We start from the raw sequence: 16,594 nt of genomic DNA, 5'->3' as shown, positions 1-16,594 counted from the left end.
AAAACTGAGAGGTGATCTCCGTGCGCCGGTTCCGCGCCCCCCTTGCCGCATTACTGCTACTTCCGCTGCTCGCCGCTTGCGGTGAGACCAGCGTCCCCCAGGGAAACCCCGCCAAGGGCGGCTCGCTCGTCTTCGGCGTCAACACCGAGCCGCTCAACCTCGACCCCCACGCCAGCCCGCAGGACGTGACCGGCCTCTTCACCCGGCCCGTCCTCGACTCGCTGGTCGCCCTCGACGACAAGGGCGACATCCACCCGTGGCTGGCCAGCTCGTGGGAGATCTCCGACGACGGGCGCACCTACACCTTCAAGCTCCGCACCGGAGTCACGTTCAGCGACGGCACGCCCTTCGACGCCGCCGCCGTGAAGACCAACCTCGACCACATCGTCGATCCGGCGACCAAGTCACAACTCGCGGCGGCGGCGTTCGGGCCGTACGAGAAGAGCACCGTCGTCGACCCGCAGACCGTCGAAGTCACCTTCAAGGAGGCCTACTCGCCCTTCCTGGCGGCCCTGGCCACCGCCTACTTCGGCATCCAGTCGCCCAAGCAGCTCGCGCTCGGGCCTGAGGCGCTGGCCAAGAAGGTCGTCGGGACGGGGCCGTTCGTCATCGACGCGTTCACGCCGCACCAGGGCATCACCTACCACCGCAACCCCGACTACGACTGGGCGCCGCCGATCGCCGGGCACACCGGCCCGGCCCACCTCGAACGCCTGGAGTTCAAGGTCATCGTCGAGGACGCCGTCAGGCTCGGCGCGTTGACCAGCGGGCAGATCGACGCCATCGCCAGTGTGCCGCCGGTCAACGTCGAGCAGGTCGAGGCCAACCCCAAGCTGACCATCATCCGCAAGCAGGCCCCGGGCGGGAACTACAACTACTACCCGAACAACGAGAAGGGGGTCTTCGCCGACCAGAAGGTCCGGCAGGCGTTCCGCGACGGGATCGACTTCGCCACCGTCGTCGAGAAGCTCTACTTCGGCACCTTCGACCCGGCCTTCAGTGCGATCTCCCCGGCGACGGCCGGATACGACAAGGCCACCGAGACGCAGTGGAGGTACGACCCCGAAGGGGCCGCCCGGCTGCTCGACGAGGCCGGCTGGTCGGCCAGGGACGCCGAGGGCTACCGCACCAAGGAGGGCCAGCGGCTGACGGTCAAGTGGCCCTTCCTCAAGGCGCTGGCCCGGGAGCAGCGCGGCACGCTGGCCGAACAGGTGCAGGCGGAGGCCAAGAAGGCCGGCTTCGACGTCCAGTTCGTCGACGTCACGCCTGCCGACTTCACCCCGAAGGCGCTGGCCGGCGACTACGACCTCATCGACTTCAGCTGGCAGCGGGCCGACGGTGACGCGCTGCGCAACCTGTTCGCCATCTCCAACATCCCCCGCCCCGACTTCTTCGGCCAGAACCTGGCCCGCTGGAACGACCCCGAGGTCGACGGCTGGCTGACCGACGCGCTGCGCACCACCGACCTGGCCGAGCGGGCCGCGCTCTACGCCAAGGTCCAGCAGAAGGCCAACGCCGCGGCCTCGATCATCCCGGTCTACGTCTTCAACTACCTGCTGGGCGCGTCGAAGAACGTCCAGGACATCACCTTCGAGCCGCAGGCCTTCCCGGTCTTCTACGACGCCTGGGTGTCGAAGGCATGATCCGCCGCATCCTGACCCGGCTCGGCACCTCGGTGCTGGTGCTCTGGGGGGCGGTGACGGTCTCCTTCGCCGCCCTCCACCTGACGCCCGGCAACGTGGTCGACGTGCTGATCGGCAGCAGCACCGTCACCCCCGACGTGCGGGCCCGGATCATCGCCGACTACGGGCTCGACGAGCCGCTGTTCGTGCAGTACGCCACCTACCTGGGGCGGGTGCTGCGGGGCGACCTCGGGCGGTCGTACCAGCTCCACGAACAGGTCGCCTCGGCGATCGGGGCGCAGCTCGGGCCGTCGCTGCAGCTCGCGGGGGCCTCGCTGCTGGTCGCCGTCGTGGTGTCGACGACGCTGGCGATCCTGACCGCGCGGCGCAAACCGTGGATCCGGGGGTTGTCGTCGAACCTGGAGCTGATCGGGGTGTCGATCCCGACGTTCTGGACCGCGATCCTGCTGCTGACGATCTTCTCCTTCCAGCTCGGCTGGTTCCCCGCGGTCGGCGCCGACGGCTTCGCCGCGCTGGTGCTGCCCGTCATCGCGGTCGCGCTGCCGATCACCACCATGCTCACCCAGATGATGCGCGAGGGCCTGGAACTCACCCTGGAGCAGCCCTTCGTGCTGACCGCCCGCACCCGCGGCATGTCCGACCTGGGGGTCCGGCTCCGGCACGCGCTGCGGCACGTGCTCGTGCCGACCGTGACGCTGATCGGCTGGCTGGTCGGCCTGACGGTCGGCGCGATGGTCGCGGTGGAGCAGATCTTCTCCCGCCAGGGCATCGGCCAGCTCACCCTGACCGCCGTCGGCGGCAAGGACCTGCCGGTCGTGATGGGCGTGGTGCTGCTCACCGCGGTGTTGTACGTCGTCGTCAACATCGTCGTCGACGTGCTCTACCTCCTCATCGACCCCCGGTTGCGGGGTGCCACGTGAGGATCTTCGCGGTGGCCTTCCTGGCCCTGGTCACGCTGGCCGCGCTCGCGCCCGGCCTGCTCACCGGCAGCACCCCCGACGCCGCCGACGCGCTCGCCGCCCTCCAGGGGCCGAGCGCCGACCACCTGCTCGGCACCGACGCCAACGGCCGCGACGTCTTCACCCGCATCGTGTACGGCGCCGCGCCCTCCCTGCTGGCCGGTCTCGGCGCGACCGCCCTCGCGGTGGTCGTCGGCACCGCCCTCGGACTGCTGGCCGCGCTCGGCGGGCGGGTGGGCGACGAGATCGTGATGCGCCTGGTCGAGATCGTGTTGTCGTTGCCGACGCTGCTGCTGGCGCTGCTGGTCATCACGGTCACCGGGCCCGGCACGGTCAACGTGATCTTCGCGATCGCCCTCTACACCGCGCCCGGCTACGCCCGGCTGGTGCGCGCCCAGACCATGGTCATCCGCACTGCCGGGTTCGTCGAGGCGGCCGTCTCGCTGGGGCTCGGCAAGGGCCGGATCGTCACCCGGCACGTGTTGCCCAACGCGTTCGAGCCGCTGGTGGTGCTGGCCACCATCGAGGTCGGCACCGCCCTGGTGGCCGCCGCCTCGCTCAGCTACCTCGGGCTCGGGCCGCAACCGCCGGCGCCCGAATGGGGGGCGATGCTCTCGGCCGGGCGCGACTACTTCTCGGTCGCCTGGTGGATCGCGGTGTTCCCGGGGGTCGCGATCACGCTGACCGTCCTGTCCATCACCGTCGTCGGACGCCGGCTGCAGCGGAGGATCGCGTGAGCACACCCGTGGTCGAGGTGACCGACCTGCACGTGAGCTTCCCGGGCGTGCACGCCGTGCGCGGCGTCTCGCTCGCCGTCCACCCGGGTGAGTGCGTGGCGGTCGTGGGCGAGTCGGGGTCGGGCAAGAGCGTCACCGCGCGCACCCTCCTCGGGCTGACCGGCGCGGAGGCGACCGTCACCGCCGGGCGGCTGGCGATCGAAGGAGTGGACGCGTCCGGCTTCGGCGAACGGCAGTGGCGGTCGATCCGGGGGCGGAAGATCGGCTACGTCCTCCAGGACGCGCTGGTCTCGCTCGACTCGCTCCGCCCGGTGGGCAAGGAGATCGCCGAGACGCTGAAGCTGCACCGCGCGGCCCCCCGGCACGAGATCCCCCGCAGGGTGATCGACCTGCTGACCGAGGTCGGCGTGCCCGAGCCGGAGGTGCGGGCGAAGCAGTATCCGCACGAGCTCTCCGGCGGCCTGCGGCAGCGGGCCCTGATCGCCTCGGCCATCGCCTGCGGGCCCCGGCTGCTCATCGCCGACGAGCCGACCACCGCGCTCGACGTCACCGTGCAGGCGCAGATCCTGCGGCTGCTGGCCGAACGCAAACGGGCCGGTCAGGCGCTGCTGCTGATCAGCCACGACCTCGCGGTGGTGGCCGAGCTGGCCGACCGGATCCTGGTCATGAAGGACGGCGTCGTCGTGGAGGACGGTACGGCCGCGCAGGTGCTGGGGGCGCCCGGACACCCGTACACGAAAAGCCTGCTCGACGCCATCCCGGGGCCGGGCTCGCGGAACACCGTCGCCGGTGACGTGGTGATCAGGGCCGAGGGCCTGGTCAAGACGTTCAAGGGCCGGACCGCGGTCGACGGGGTCTCCTTCGAGCTGCGGGCCGGGCAGACGCTCGGCGTCGTCGGGGAGTCGGGGTCGGGCAAGACCACCACGGCCCGGTTGGTGCTCGGCCTGCTCACGCCCGACCAGGGGTCGGTCGAGATCGACGGTCAGCCGTGGGCGGGCCTGACCCGCGCGCGGCAGCGCGAGCTGCGCCGCCACATCCAGGTCATCTATCAGGACCCGCTGAGTTCCTTCGATCCCCGGTTCTCGGTACGCCGCATCCTCGACGAGGCGCTCGAAGTCGGCGGGGAACCCGGGAGCTTGCGCGCGAAGAGGGCGGTCGAGCTGCTGGAACAGGTGGGGCTCGACGAGAGCGTGCTCGACCGGCGGCCGTTGAAGTTGTCCGGCGGGCAGCGGCAGCGGGTGGCCATCGCCCGCGCGCTGGCCCCGCGTCCCCGCGTGATCGTCTGCGACGAGCCGGTGTCGGCGCTCGACGTGTCGATCCAGGCGCAGGTGCTCGACCTGCTCACCGGGCTACAGGCCGAACTCGGGGTGGCCTATCTGTTCATCTCGCACCACCTGGGGGTGGTGCGCCACGTCAGCGACCACGTGCTCGTGCTGAAGGACGGCCGGGCCGTCGAGTCGGGCGACGCGCACCAGATCTTCACGGCGCCGGCCGACCCGTACACCCAAGAACTGCTCGCAGCCGTGCCAGGAGGGCACCATGACCAAGCAGATCCATCTCGCCGCGCACTTCCCGGGCGTCAACAACACCACCGTCTGGTCCGACCCCAGGTCGGGTAGCCAGATCGACTTCGACTCCTTCAAGCACCTCGCGCAGACCGCCGAACGCGGCAAGTTCGACTTCTTCTTCCTCGCCGAGGGACTGCGGCTGCGCGAGATGAAGGGCCGCATCCACGACCTCGACGTCGTCGGGCGGCCCGAGTCGCTGACCGTGTTGTCGGCACTGTCGGCCGTGACCACGCACCTGGGACTCGCGGCGACCGTCAACTCCACCTTCAACGAGCCCTACGAGGTGGCCCGGAGGCTGGCCACCCTCGACCACCTCTCGGGCGGCCGGGCCGCCTGGAACGTCGTCACGAGCTGGGACGCCTTCACCGGCGAGAACTTCCGGCGCGGCGGCTACCTGGCCGAGGCCGACCGCTACACCCGCGCGAAGGAGTTCCTCCAGACGGCCCGCGAACTGTGGGACTCCTGGGCCTCCGACGCGCTGCCCCGGGCCGACGGGCGGTTCGTCCGGCCCGGCGGCATCGGCTTCTTCGAGCACACCGGGCAACACTTCGACATCCGGGGCCGGTTCGACGTGCCCCGGCCGCCGCAGGGCAACCCGGTGATCATCCAGGCCGGCGACTCGGAGGAGGGCCGCGAGTTCGCCGCCTCCTCCTCCGACGTCATCTTCAGCCGGCACAGCAAGCTGGAGGAGGGCCGCACGTTCTACCGCGACGTCAAGAGCCGCCTCGCCAAGTACGGCCGCACCGCCGACGACCTGAAGATCCTCCCGGCCGTCACCTACGTGCTGGGCGACACCCAGGAGGAGGCCGAGGAGCGCGCGGCCGAGATCCGCCGCGCCCAGGTCGGCCCGCAGACCGCGATCCTGTTCCTGGAGGCGATCTGGGGCCGCGACCTGTCGGAGTACGACCCCGACGGCCCCCTCCCCGACGTCGAGCCCGACCTGTCGACCGACGTCTCGAAGGGCCGGGCCCAGTTCCGCCGCGACCGCGCCGAGACGGCGGCCAAGTGGCGGGCGCTGGCGGAGGAGAAGAACCTCTCGATCCGCGAGCTCGTCATCGAGACCGCCGCCCCGCAGACCTTCGTCGGCACCGCACTCTCGGTCGCGGAGGAGATCGACCACTTCGTGCAGACCGACGCCGCCGACGGCTTCATCTTCGTGCCGCACCTCACCCCGGGTGGCCTCGACGACCTCGTGGACAAGGTCGTGCCGCTGCTCCAGGAGAAGGGCGTCTTCCGGGCCGACTACACCGGCCCGACCCTGCGCCACCACCTCGGACTGAAGGAGCTCTCATGAGCCTGCATCTCGCGGTCGCCCTCGACGGCGCCGGCTGGCACCCGGCCGCCTGGCGGGCCGAAGGGGCCGAGCCCGACCGGCTGTTCACCGCCGGCTACTGGGCCGACCTGGTCATCGAGGCCGAACGCGGCCTGCTCGACTGGGTCACCTTCGAAGACTCCCTCAGCCTCCAGTCGTCCCGGTACGACGCCCCCGACGACCGCCTCGACCAGGTGCGCGGCCGGCTCGACGCCGTGCTGCTGGCCGCCGCGGTCGCCCCGCTGACCTCGAAGATCGGCCTCATCCCGACGACCAGCGTGACCCACACCGAGCCGTTCCACGTGGCGATCGGCATCGCCTCACTCGACTACGCCAGCAAGGGCCGCGCGGGCTGGCGTCCGCGGGTGTCGGGGCGTCCGGACGAGGCGGCGCACTTCGGCCGGCGTGAGTTCCCGCCGTTCGACCCCGGCAACAGTGAGTTCGTCGACGCGCTCTTCCGGGAGGCGTCCGACGCCGTCGAGGTGGTGCGCCGCCTCTGGGACAGCTGGGAGGACGACGCCGAGATCCGCGACGCCACGACCGGCCGGTTCATCGACCGCGACCGGCTGCACTACATCGACTTCCAGGGCGAGTTCTTCTCGGTCAAGGGCCCGTCGATCACCCCGCGCCCGCCGCAGGGCCAGCCGCTCATCACCGCGCTGGGCCATTCCACCCGGCCGTACGAGTTCGCCGCCGAGAACGCCGACGTCCTCTACGTGACCCCCACCGACCGCGACGACGCGCGGCGGATCGTCGAGGAGGTGCGCGAGCTCAACCCCGGTCTGAAGGTCTTCGCCGACCTGGTCGTCTTCCTCGGCGACCACAAGGCCCGCCTCGACGAGCTCGACGGCGCCCCGCTGGAGTCGGACGCCCACGTCTTCGAGGGCACCCCGGCCCAACTCGCCGACCTGCTGCTCGACTGGGGTTTCGAGGGGTACCGGCTCCGCCCGGGGGTCCTGCCGCACGACCTGACCGCCATCACCCGCGGCCTGGTGCCCGAGCTCCAGGCGCGGGGGGCGTTCCGGACCGCGTACGAGACCCCCGATCTGCGTGGACGGCTCGGGCTCGGCCGCCCGGCCAGCCGGTATGCGAGGGTGTCGTGAAGTTCCTCGCGCTCACGCTGGGCTTCCACAACGACCCCGCCAAGTCGGTCAACCGGCGTTTCCGCGAGATCGTCGAGAGCGCGGTCGTGGCCGAGGAACTGGGCTTCGACGGCTTCGCGTTCGGGGAACGCCACGAGCGCCCGTTCCTGTCGTCGTCGCCGACCGTGGTGCTCAGTCACATCGCCGCGAAGACGTCCACGATCCGGCTCTTCACCGCCGTCACCACGCTCGCGCTGCTCGATCCCGTCCGGGCCTTCGAGGACTACTCGACCCTCGACCACCTGTCGGGCGGCCGCCTTGAGCTGATCATCGGCAAGGGCAACGGCACCGCGCAGGCCGAGTTGTTCCACGTCACCGAGGCCGACCAGTGGGACCGCAACCGGGAGGGCTACGAACTGTTCCGCCGCCTCTGGCGGGAGGACCGGGTGACCTGGGAGGGCCGGTTCCGCCCCTCGCTCGACGACGCCGAGGTGCTGCCCCGCCCGTTCCAGCGGCCGATCAGGGTGTGGCACGGCAGCGCCACCAGCCGCGAGTCGGTCGACCTGGCCGCCTTCTACGGCGACCCGCTGTTCTCCGCGAACGTCTCCAACCCGGTCGAGCCGTACGCCGAACTCGTCGCCTACTACCGGGAACGCTGGGAGCACCACGGCCACGACCCGAAGGACGTGGTCGTCGGAGCGGGGACGGCCGGCTACCACAGCGCCCCGAAGTCGCAGGACGCGATCGAGGCGTACCGGCCGATCTTCGACGCGCGGCTGAAGTTCTTCGCCTCGCGCGGCCTCGACCCGGTCTTCCACAACCTGGAGGACGCCATCGAGCGCAGCTCGATCCTGGTCGGCAGCCCCCAGCAGATCATCGACAAGGTCCACCGCTACCACGACCTGCTCGGCCACGAGGTGATGCACATCTCGGCCGAGGCCGAAGGGCTCCCCGACGCGCGGCACCGGGCCTCACTCGAACTGTTCCAGGCGGAGATCGCACCCGTGCTCCGCGCCGAAATCCCCAGCAGACCCCTGGGAGGGCTCGCATGACCCGGCTGTCCATCCTCGACCTGGCCCCGATCGTCTCCGGCGGCGACGCCCGGCAGGCCCTCGCCAACACCCTCGACCTCGCGCGCAAGGCCGAGGCGGCCGGTTACCACCGCTACTGGCTGGCCGAGCACCACTTCACCCCCGGCGTGGCGAGTTCGGCCCCCGCGGTGCTGATCGGCGCGGTCGCCGCCGCGACCAGCACCATCCGCGTGGGCTCGGGCGCGGTGCAGCTCGGCCACCAGACCGCGCTGGGCGTCGTCGAGCAGTTCGGCACCCTCGACGCGCTCCACCCGGGCCGCATCGACCTGGGCCTCGGCCGGTCGGGCCAGCGGGCCAAGGAGTTCCGCGCCGCCGCCGACGCGCCCCCGCCACCGCCGCAGGAGGCGCGGGTGGTCGACGGCCTGCTGATCCCCAAGCCGTTCTCGTTCGCCTCGATCGCCAACAAGTCGATCTTCACCCTGTGGGCGCAGCTCCTCCAGCAGCCCGGCGCCGAGTCCCCCGACTTCGCCGAGCAGGTCGACGACATCAGGGCCTTCATCGCCGGCACCTACCGGTCGGCCGAGGGCGTCGAAGCCCACGTCAACCCGGGTGAGGGCGCCGAACTGGAGTTGTGGATCCTCGGCAGCAGCGGCGGCCAGAGCGCCCAGGTCGCCGCCGAACGCGGCCTGCCGTTCGCGGCCAACTACCACGTCAGCCCTTCGGCGGTGCTGGAGGCCGTGGAGGCCTACCGCGACGCGTTCAAGCCCTCGGAGCTGCACCCCAAGCCCCATGTGATGGTCTCGGCCGACGTCGTCGTGGCCGAGACCGAAGCCGAGGCGAAGCGGATCGCCGCACCCTACGGCCTGTGGGTGCGCAGCATCCGCACCGGGGACGGAGCGATCCCGTTCCCCACCCCCGAGGAGGCGCTCGCGCACGAGTGGTCGCCCGAAGACCGCGAACTGATCGCCGACCGACTCGACACCCAGTTCGTGGGCACGCCCGCCCACGTCGCCGAGCGCCTGCGTGTCCTCCGTGACGTCACGGGCGCCGACGAACTGCTCGTCACCACCATCACCCACGACCACGCCGACCGTGTCCGCTCGGCCGAGCTGCTCGGCCAGGCCTGGAAGGAGCTCTCATGACCACCCGCGAGGACGAGGTGCGAGACCTGCTCACCCTGACCGGCACGACCTGGATCGACGGCGACACCGTCGTCCCGGGCGTGCCGGGCGTGTGGAGCCCGACCGGCGGCGGCGTCGAGCTGAAGGCCGGCCTCGACGACGGCCTCACCATCGACGGCGAACCCGTGGCCGGTTCGGTCGTCATCACCCCTGACGTGCCGGCCCTGTTCCACGGCCGCGTCAGGATCCAGCTCGTCATCCGCGACGGCCTGCCCGCGATCCGCACCTGGGACCCCGACGCCGAGACGTTGCGCGCCTTCACCGGCATCGAGTCGTTCGCCCACGACCCGGCGTGGATCCGCCCGGCCGTCTTCCGCCCCTACGGGGAGACGCGCCCCGAGACCGTGCCCACCGCCGACGGCCGCGACCGCGACCTGCTCCTGGTCGGCGAGGTCGTCGTCGACCTGCCGGGCGGCAGCCGGACCCTCGCGGTCACCGAGACCCCCGGCGGCCTGTCGGCCCAGTTCGGCGACCTGACGAACGGCGAGGAGACCTTCCGCTTCCGGACCCTGCCGCTGCCCGCACCGGGCCCGGACGGGACGCTGGAGGCCGACTTCAACAAGGCGCATCTGCCGCCGTGCGCCCTGACCGACCACTTCCTCTGCTTCTTCCCTCCCCCGGGCAACCGCCTCGACGTGAAGGTGACGGCGGGGGAGAAGCGCGTCGTCTGACCGGGCCGGGATGGGCCGCCACGACGGCCCATCCCGGCGTGGATCAGCTCGTCGTGCCGGTTACCGTCGTGCCCGACTTGGTGACGTAGTAGGTGACCTGGGCGCCGCTCCAGAAGTGCAGGGTCAGCGTCACCTTCCGGGCGTCGGCGACCTCGGCGAAGAAGGCCGGGGTCAGGGTGATCGTGTTCGCCGTGTAGTCGGGCGCGAAGGCGACGTCGAACTCCTTGAACGAGGTCCAGTTGTGCGGACCGGCGAAGGTGCCGTCGGCGTACTTCGCCTCCATGGTCGCGAGCTGGTCGCCCCGGAAGCTCGCCGGGATGGTGAAGGCGCTCGTCGTGCCCGTGGCCCCGGCCACCTGCGGGGTGTCGTAGGTGATGACGCTGATCCGCCACGGGACGCCCGTGGAGAAGCGCGCCGTCACGCTGCTGTTCACGCCGTAGGCGCGGGAGCCGACCAGGCGGGTCAGGGCCGAGGCGGTCAGGGTGAGGGTGGAGCCGGAGACCGTGTAGTCGGAGCCCTGGGTCAGGCCGTTGATGCCCTGGAAGGTCGTGCCGTTGAGGTTCAGGGTCAGCGACTTCGAGGTGATCGTGCCGGTCCGGGGGACGTAGACCTGGTCGGAGGAGGCGGTGCCCGAGCGGGTCGTCCAGCTCGACTTGATCTGGGCGGCGAGTTCGGGGTCGGACCACTGGAACGAGGTGCGGCCGAAGTGCTGGCCGTTGTCCCACAACATGGTCGTGATGCCGCGCTGGCGGGCGTGGTAGCCCAGATATTCGAAGAACTTGAGTTTCTCGCCCTGCTGGATGGTGCCGGTGTGGCGGTCGAAGCCGAGCAGGCCGTACTCACCGATGATCACGGGGATGCCCCGGCTGACGAAGCCGTTGTAGGCCCGGTCGAGCACGCCGGTCAGGTCCTGCTGGACCGTCGTGTCGAAGCGGGTGCCGCCCGCGACGTTCACGCTGAAGGGCCAGTAGCCGTAGAAGTGCACGGTGGCGATCAGGTTGGGGTCGCCCAGGGCGAGGAACGTGCTGTTCAGCTCGTCGATCCTGGCCTGGTCGGCGGAGGTGTGCAGGGTCGGCAGCACCAGCAGGCGGTTCGTGTTGCCGCCGCCGGAGTTCCGGACGATGGTGCGGAACGAGGTGTTGAGCTCGTTCAGCAGGGTGGCGTTCTGGGCGTCGCCGGAGCTGCCGGTGAACTGGGGCTCGTTGACGCTCTCGAAGAGCAGCTTGGGCGAGTGGTCGCGGAAGGCCGCGGCGATCTGGGTCCAGACGGCGTTGTACTTGGCCAGGACGTTCGTGCGGTCCGTCGGCATGGTGTTGATCCACTGCCACGAGTCGTGGTGAACGTTGATCATGACGTAGAAGCCGTCGGCGAGGGCCCAGTCGACGACCTCCTTCACCCGGTTCAGATGGGCGGAGCTGATCGTGTAGTTGGGCGCTCCGCCGAGGTACTGGCCCCAGGTGACCGGGATGCGGATGCTGTTGAAGCCCTGGGCGCGGATGTTGTCCAGCAGTTGCGGGGTCACCGTCGGGTTGCCCCAGGAGGTCTCGCCCTGGCCGGTCGCGTCGAACGAGTTGCCCAGGTTCCAGCCGGGCTGCATGGCCGTGACCACAGCCAGCGCGTTGCTCGGCGAAGGCGAAGGCGAAGGCGACGGCGAGGGTGACGGCGAAGGCGACGGCGACGGGCCGCCGCCGCAGGTCACCCCGTTCAGGGTGTACGAACTCGGCGCGGTGTTGGTCCCGCTGTACGTCCCGTTGAAACCGACCGTCACGCTCGCGCCCGACCCGAGCGACTGCGCGTAGGACGGCGCCGTCACGGTCACGTTCTGGCCCGACTGGGTCCAGGTCCCGTTCCAGCCCTGGCCCACCTGCTGGGCGCCGGGCCAGGTGAAGCGCAGGGTCCACGGGCCGATCGGGTCGCCCACGTTGCTGATGGTGAGGTTGGCGCCGAAGCCGCCGCCGCTGTCCCAGGTCTTGGTGTACGTCACCGAGCAGGCGACCGCCGCCTGGGCCGGGGGCGGGATGACGGCCACCCCGAGGGTCGCGAGCAGCGCGGCCACCGCGAGCCGTAATTTCTTCATCGTCGAGCCTCCATGGGCTGTCGGGAGCGCTCACATGGTTGGCCGGGGGTGGTGGAGGTGTACACGACGGGTCCCCGGAACACCGCGCTGACCTGGGAGCGGGGGTGAAAATTTCAGCTCGGGCCGAGCATGGGCGAGCTGCCGCCGACCAGGTGGCGTTCGACGATCTCCACGATCACCGTCTCGGCGTCGTCCCACGTCACCGGGCCGTCGTTGCGCTGGTAGGTCAGGTTCGCGAAGTAGGGGCGCAACCACGGCATCGAGTTGCGGGTGAACGAGTCGCCGATCAGCACGGTCTTCGGCTCGTAGAGCGCCGCGCCGGCGCGGTCGAGCCGGTGGCGGTCGATCGTCTCCTCCCGAGGAGATCCGAGCAGCAGGCCCAGGTCGCCGTGGCGCTCCTGGCGGCCGGTGAACTCCAGGCGGGTGCCGGCCGCGAGGGCCGGGTCGAGGACGCGGGCCAACTCGGCGGCGTAGGTGGCGGCGGCGCGGTCGGTCCAGTGGCTGTCGGTACGCCAGTAGGCGGGTTGCCCGGTGGTGCGCTGGAGCTCCTCCAAGGGGGCGCGCAGGTCGACGTACCAGGGGAGACCGGCCTGCCGGAGTGCGGCCCAGAACTCCTCCTTGCGTTTCCGCAGGCAGTCCCGGCCGGGGAAACGCGACGGGAGCCACTGGGGGGAGACCGTCGTCTTGTCGGGGGCGACGGTGAGGACGAAGCGTTTCCCGGCCGCCTCGACGCGTTCGCCCAGGCGGCGCAGCGCCTCGATCGTGTCGGCGATCGGGCGTTTCGGCCGGCAGGCCTCGGTCACGTCGTCGCCGAAGTAGAGCCAGCCGTCCTCGCCTTCGATGACCTTCGGATAGCCGAAGCCGTAGGCCGGGGCGTGGCCGAACAACGACTCGGTCAGGAAGACGTTCGCGCGCACGGCCTCGTCGCGTAACGGCAGGTGGGCGGTGGCCCACGCGGTCCAGTCGCCGTCGAGCGCGGGCACCGGCGGCAGCGGCCTGTTCTCCATCTCCACGGCGCGTTCCCCGGCCGCGAAGGCGAGGGCCGGGGCGAAGAAGAAGAGCAGTGCGGCCAGACGGGTCCGCATGGGCGTACACCTCAGAACTGGTAGTAGAGGAACGGGCTGAACGTGCCGGCGGCGACGAGCAGCGCGGCGTAGGGGGCCGCCACCCAGGTCACCGCCGCGCGGAGCGGGCGCGGGCCGGTCGCGACCAGCGGGCCGAGCGGGCGGCCGGGCAGGACCACGACGACCAGCGCGAGCACGAAGACGGCCAGACGTTGCGGGTTGGCGGCGTGCGCGACGAACTCGTCGAGCGGGCCGGGCCGCCACGTCACCATCGCGCCGAGCATGCGCCAGGCGGCGCCCATGTTCTCGGCGCGGAACACCACCCAGCCGAAGACGACCAGCAGGAGTGTGACCAGTCGTCCGGGCCGGAAGCGCAGCACCCGTTCGGCGACCAGGAGAACGCCGTGATAGACGCCCCACACGAGGAAGGTCCAGCCGGCGCCGTGCCACAGGCCGCACAACACGAAAACGGTGAGCAGATTCCGATGGGTCTTCCACCGGCCGTGCCGGTTGCCGCCGAGCGGAATGTAGACGTAGTCACGGAACCACCGCGACAGCGACATGTGCCAGCGCCGCCAGAAATCGGTTATCGAATGGGCCGAATAGGGCCGGTCGAAGTTCTCCGGAAGCCGGAATCCGATCATCAGCCCCAGGCCGATCGCCATGTCCGAGTAACCGGAGAAATCGAAATAGATCTGCAGCGTGTACGCCAGCGCGCCCGCCCAGGCCGTCGCGGTGGACATCTCCGCGCCGGGCGCGAACGCGGCGTCGGCGATCGGCGCGAGCGAGTCGGCGATGACGACCTTCTTCGCCAGCCCCAGCGCGAACCGGGGGAACCCGGCCGCGAGCCCGCCCTGGACGGGCTTCGCCAACTGCTCGGAGATCTCGTGATATCTGACGATCGGACCGGCCACGAGCTGCGGGAACATCGCGATGTACGTCACGAAGCCGACCACGCTGGTCTGCGCCGGCGTGCTGCGCCGGTAAACGTCCACGACATAGGAGATGTGGTGGAAGGTGAAGAACGAGATGCCGATCGGCAACGCCAGTTCGACCAGCGGCACACCGTCCATCCCGAGGGCGCGGAGTTGCTCGGTGGCGAATCCGGCGTACTTCCAAATCGCCAGAATCGCCAGATTCCATCCGACGGCCGCGACGAGTACCGCCGTGCGGCGGCGTTCGATCCGGTCGAGCACCCGGCCCGCGGCGTAGTTCACCACGATGGCCGATAACAGCAGCGGCGTGTACGCCCCCGCGCCCCACGCGTAGAAAACCAGGCTGGCCACCGCGACGATCCCGTTCCGGAACCGGGGCAGCAGCCAATAGGCCACGAGGGTGGCCGGCATGAAGAACCACAGGAACAGTGGCGAGGCGAATGACATCGCCGCGCAGTCCACCAGCATTCTCATCTGGGCGGCATAAACAGAATCGGTTATGCCCGCGTTATTCGCCCTCTGACATCCTGGGCCGGATGCGGGTTCTGGTCGCCGAAGACGAACGAATGATCGCCGACGCCGTCGTGGCCGGATTGAGGGCCGAGACGATGACGGTCGACGTCGCCTACACCGGGGCCGCCGCGCTGACCCTGCTCACCGCCGGCGACTACGACGTGCTGGTGCTCGACCGCGACCTGCCCGGCGTGCACGGCGACGAGATCTGCCGCGCGGTCGCCGGGAGTGTGCGGGTGCTGATGCTGACCGCGCTCGGCGGCGTCCACGACCGGATCGCCGGGCTCGCCCTGGGCGCCGACGACTACCTGCCGAAACCCTTCGTGTTCGCCGAACTGGTGGCCCGGGTCCGGGCGCTCGGCCGCCGGTCGGGCCCGGCCGACCCGCCGGTGCTGCGGCGCGGCGACCTGAGCCTCGACTCGGCCCACCGGCAGGTGTTCCGGGCCGGGCGGTACGTGCCGCTGGCGCGCAAGGAGTACGGCGTGCTGGCCGTGCTGCTGCGGGCGCGGGGCGGCGTGGTGTCGGCCGAGGAACTCCTGGAGAAGGTGTGGGACGAACAGACCGACCCGTTCACCAACACGGTGCGGACCACGATGATGAAGCTCCGCCGCAAGCTGGGCGAACCGGCGGTGATCGAGACCGTGCCCGGCGTCGGTTATCGCCTGCCCTGAGCATCAGGGCCCGGACGGCGCTGCTGTTCGGCGCGTCGATGCTGGTCATCGGCGCGGCGCTGCTGGGCTGCGTGTTCCTCGTCGTCCGGAGCACGATGGGCCCGCTGCCGCAGGAGATGACGACGCTGGTCTTCTCCTCCGACGGCGGCAACCCGTCGTTGTCGGGGCTCTACGAGCTGGCCGTCAAGCGCACCTACCTGGAGCAGACCCAGGACCGGGTCCGCGACTTGGGCGGCCTGGCCGTGCTCGCCGCGACCCTGATCGCGGCGGCGGCCGGCTGGTGGGCGGCCGGGTGGGCGCTGCGCCCGGCCCGCCAGGTGACCGTCGCGGCCCGGCGGGTCGCGCTCGGCCACGACCTGACCGAACGCATCGGCTACGACGGCCCCGACGACGAGATCCGGCAACTCGCCGACATCTTCGACGGGATGCTCGGGCGGCTGGCCCGCGCCCAGGACGGCCAGCGCCGCTTCATCGCCAACGCCTCCCACGAACTCCGCACCCCGCTCACGGTCAACCGGACCCTCGTCGACGTGGCCGTGGGCCGCGCCGGGGCCGGTGACGAGGTGGTGCGGCTGGGGGAGTCGCTGCTGCTGGTCAACGAACGCCACGAACGGCTCATCGACGGGCTGCTCGCGCTCGCGCAGGGAGAGCAGGCGGTCACCGACACGACCGCGTTCGACCTGGCCGACGTGGTCGAACACGTCGTGGACCTGGGGGCGGCCGAGGCCCTGGACCGCGAGGTGACCGTCGGCCACGACGTGGCCGAGGCGATGACCGAGGGCGATCCGGTGCTGGTCGAACGGCTGGTCCAGAACCTCTTCGAGAACGCCGTCCGGCACAACACGCCCGGCGGGCGGGCCTGGCTGACCACACGTGCCGACGGGACCGAGGTCGTGCTGACCGTCGAGAACACCGGGCCGGTCGTGCCGGCGTACGAGGTCGAGACGCTCTTCCAGCCGTTCCGCCGCCGGTCGGGGCGCGGCACGGGACTCGGCCTGTCGATCGTGCGGGCCATCGCCACCGCCCACGGCGGCACGGTCGACGCCCGGCCCCGGGAGGGCGGCGGGCTCGTGGTGACCGTGCGGTTGTCGCGGCTCCATACGTGATCAGACCCGATCCTGTGACATGCGACTCGCGCCTGAACCGCCGT

14 protein-coding genes are annotated in these 16,594 nt (G+C 70.9%); 11 read left to right on the top strand and 3 right to left on the bottom strand.

The window, feature by feature from the left end; genetic code table 11:
• Positions 1-20: 20 nt before the first annotated feature.
• The 9 genes from AW273_RS21775 to AW273_RS21735 are packed head-to-tail and all read left to right on the top strand — an operon-like array spanning position 21 to position 10,184.
• A complete protein-coding gene (locus AW273_RS21775) occupies positions 21-1,643 on the top strand; it encodes an ABC transporter substrate-binding protein (RefSeq protein WP_062351073.1) in 1,623 nt (540 codons plus the stop codon).
• Positions 1,640-2,563, top strand: a complete 924-nt coding sequence (locus tag AW273_RS21770) for an ABC transporter permease (protein ID WP_062350889.1) — start codon at positions 1,640-1,642, stop codon at positions 2,561-2,563. The genes AW273_RS21775 and AW273_RS21770 overlap by 4 nt, the downstream gene beginning before the upstream one ends.
• Positions 2,560-3,339, top strand: a complete 780-nt coding sequence (locus AW273_RS38720; RefSeq protein ID WP_062350886.1) for an ABC transporter permease — start codon at positions 2,560-2,562, stop codon at positions 3,337-3,339. The genes AW273_RS21770 and AW273_RS38720 overlap by 4 nt, the downstream gene beginning before the upstream one ends.
• Entirely contained in the window at positions 3,336-4,958 is a 1,623-nt protein-coding gene (locus AW273_RS21760) for a dipeptide ABC transporter ATP-binding protein (RefSeq protein ID WP_062350883.1), read from the top strand. The genes AW273_RS38720 and AW273_RS21760 overlap by 4 nt, the downstream gene beginning before the upstream one ends.
• Positions 4,879-6,201, top strand: coding sequence for an NtaA/DmoA family FMN-dependent monooxygenase (locus tag AW273_RS21755; protein ID WP_062350880.1), 1,323 nt, complete (start codon positions 4,879-4,881; stop codon positions 6,199-6,201). Before AW273_RS21760 ends, AW273_RS21755 begins: the two co-directional genes overlap by 80 nt.
• On the top strand, positions 6,198-7,322 hold the full coding sequence (locus AW273_RS21750; RefSeq protein ID WP_062350876.1) for an LLM class flavin-dependent oxidoreductase: 1,125 nt from the start codon (positions 6,198-6,200) through the stop codon (positions 7,320-7,322). The genes AW273_RS21755 and AW273_RS21750 overlap by 4 nt, the downstream gene beginning before the upstream one ends.
• Complete coding sequence (locus AW273_RS21745; protein WP_062350873.1) at positions 7,319-8,353, top strand: LLM class flavin-dependent oxidoreductase; 1,035 nt, start codon at positions 7,319-7,321, stop codon at positions 8,351-8,353. Before AW273_RS21750 ends, AW273_RS21745 begins: the two co-directional genes overlap by 4 nt.
• Positions 8,350-9,474 (top strand): LLM class flavin-dependent oxidoreductase, encoded by a 1,125-nt coding sequence (locus AW273_RS21740; RefSeq protein WP_062350870.1) that lies wholly within the window; start codon positions 8,350-8,352, stop codon positions 9,472-9,474. Before AW273_RS21745 ends, AW273_RS21740 begins: the two co-directional genes overlap by 4 nt.
• Positions 9,471-10,184 carry a DUF1684 domain-containing protein gene (locus AW273_RS21735; RefSeq protein ID WP_062350867.1) on the top strand — a complete coding sequence of 238 codons (714 nt, stop codon included), beginning with the start codon at positions 9,471-9,473 and terminating at the stop codon, positions 10,182-10,184. Before AW273_RS21740 ends, AW273_RS21735 begins: the two co-directional genes overlap by 4 nt.
• A 43-nt stretch (positions 10,185-10,227) precedes the next feature.
• Here AW273_RS21735 and AW273_RS21730 read toward each other — a convergent pair whose 3' ends face one another.
• The 3 genes from AW273_RS21730 to AW273_RS21720 form a co-directional block, all read right to left on the bottom strand.
• Positions 10,228-12,261 carry a cellulase family glycosylhydrolase gene (locus tag AW273_RS21730; protein WP_062350865.1) on the bottom strand — a complete coding sequence of 678 codons (2,034 nt, stop codon included), beginning with the start codon at positions 12,259-12,261 and terminating at the stop codon, positions 10,228-10,230.
• Positions 12,262-12,374: 113 nt separating this feature from the next.
• A complete protein-coding gene (locus tag AW273_RS21725; RefSeq protein WP_062350862.1) occupies positions 12,375-13,346 on the bottom strand; it encodes an alginate O-acetyltransferase AlgX-related protein in 972 nt (323 codons plus the stop codon).
• Between the two features lie 11 nt (positions 13,347-13,357).
• A complete protein-coding gene (locus AW273_RS21720; protein WP_232327536.1) occupies positions 13,358-14,734 on the bottom strand; it encodes an MBOAT family O-acyltransferase in 1,377 nt (458 codons plus the stop codon).
• 62 nt (positions 14,735-14,796) lie between these two features.
• Here AW273_RS21720 and AW273_RS21715 point away from each other — a divergent pair, with 62 nt between their 5' ends.
• The gene (locus AW273_RS21715; protein ID WP_062350859.1) at positions 14,797-15,444 is read left to right on the top strand and encodes a response regulator transcription factor; all 648 of its coding nucleotides are present in this window, start codon (positions 14,797-14,799) and stop codon (positions 15,442-15,444) included.
• A gap of 38 nt (positions 15,445-15,482) precedes the next feature.
• The gene (locus tag AW273_RS21710; RefSeq protein WP_062350855.1) at positions 15,483-16,550 is read left to right on the top strand and encodes a sensor histidine kinase; all 1,068 of its coding nucleotides are present in this window, start codon (positions 15,483-15,485) and stop codon (positions 16,548-16,550) included.
• Positions 16,551-16,594 lie beyond the last annotated feature (44 nt).

The sequence above is a fragment of the Herbidospora yilanensis genome, from assembly GCF_001570565.1.
In the GTDB taxonomy this organism is placed as follows: domain Bacteria; phylum Actinomycetota; class Actinomycetes; order Streptosporangiales; family Streptosporangiaceae; genus Herbidospora; species Herbidospora yilanensis.
This window is presented reverse-complemented; position numbering and strand designations above follow the sequence as displayed.

Excerpts from the sequence above, each read along its gene's own strand:
- AW273_RS21770 (WP_062350889.1), top strand. The coding sequence starts at position 1,640 with ATGATCCGCCGCATCCTGACCCGGCTCGGCACCTCGGTGCTGGTGCTC.
- AW273_RS21755 (WP_062350880.1), top strand. The coding sequence starts at position 4,879 with ATGACCAAGCAGATCCATCTCGCCGCGCACTTCCCGGGCGTCAACAAC.
- AW273_RS21750 (WP_062350876.1), top strand. The coding sequence starts at position 6,198 with ATGAGCCTGCATCTCGCGGTCGCCCTCGACGGCGCCGGCTGGCACCCG.
- AW273_RS21740 (WP_062350870.1), top strand. The coding sequence starts at position 8,350 with ATGACCCGGCTGTCCATCCTCGACCTGGCCCCGATCGTCTCCGGCGGC.
- AW273_RS21735 (WP_062350867.1), top strand. The coding sequence starts at position 9,471 with ATGACCACCCGCGAGGACGAGGTGCGAGACCTGCTCACCCTGACCGGC.
- AW273_RS21730 (WP_062350865.1), bottom strand. The coding sequence starts at position 12,261 with ATGAAGAAATTACGGCTCGCGGTGGCCGCGCTGCTCGCGACCCTCGGG.
- AW273_RS21725 (WP_062350862.1), bottom strand. The coding sequence starts at position 13,346 with ATGCGGACCCGTCTGGCCGCACTGCTCTTCTTCTTCGCCCCGGCCCTC.
- AW273_RS21720 (WP_232327536.1), bottom strand. The coding sequence starts at position 14,734 with ATGAGAATGCTGGTGGACTGCGCGGCGATGTCATTCGCCTCGCCACTG.
- AW273_RS21715 (WP_062350859.1), top strand. The coding sequence starts at position 14,797 with ATGCGGGTTCTGGTCGCCGAAGACGAACGAATGATCGCCGACGCCGTC.
- AW273_RS21710 (WP_062350855.1), top strand. The coding sequence starts at position 15,483 with ATGCTGGTCATCGGCGCGGCGCTGCTGGGCTGCGTGTTCCTCGTCGTC.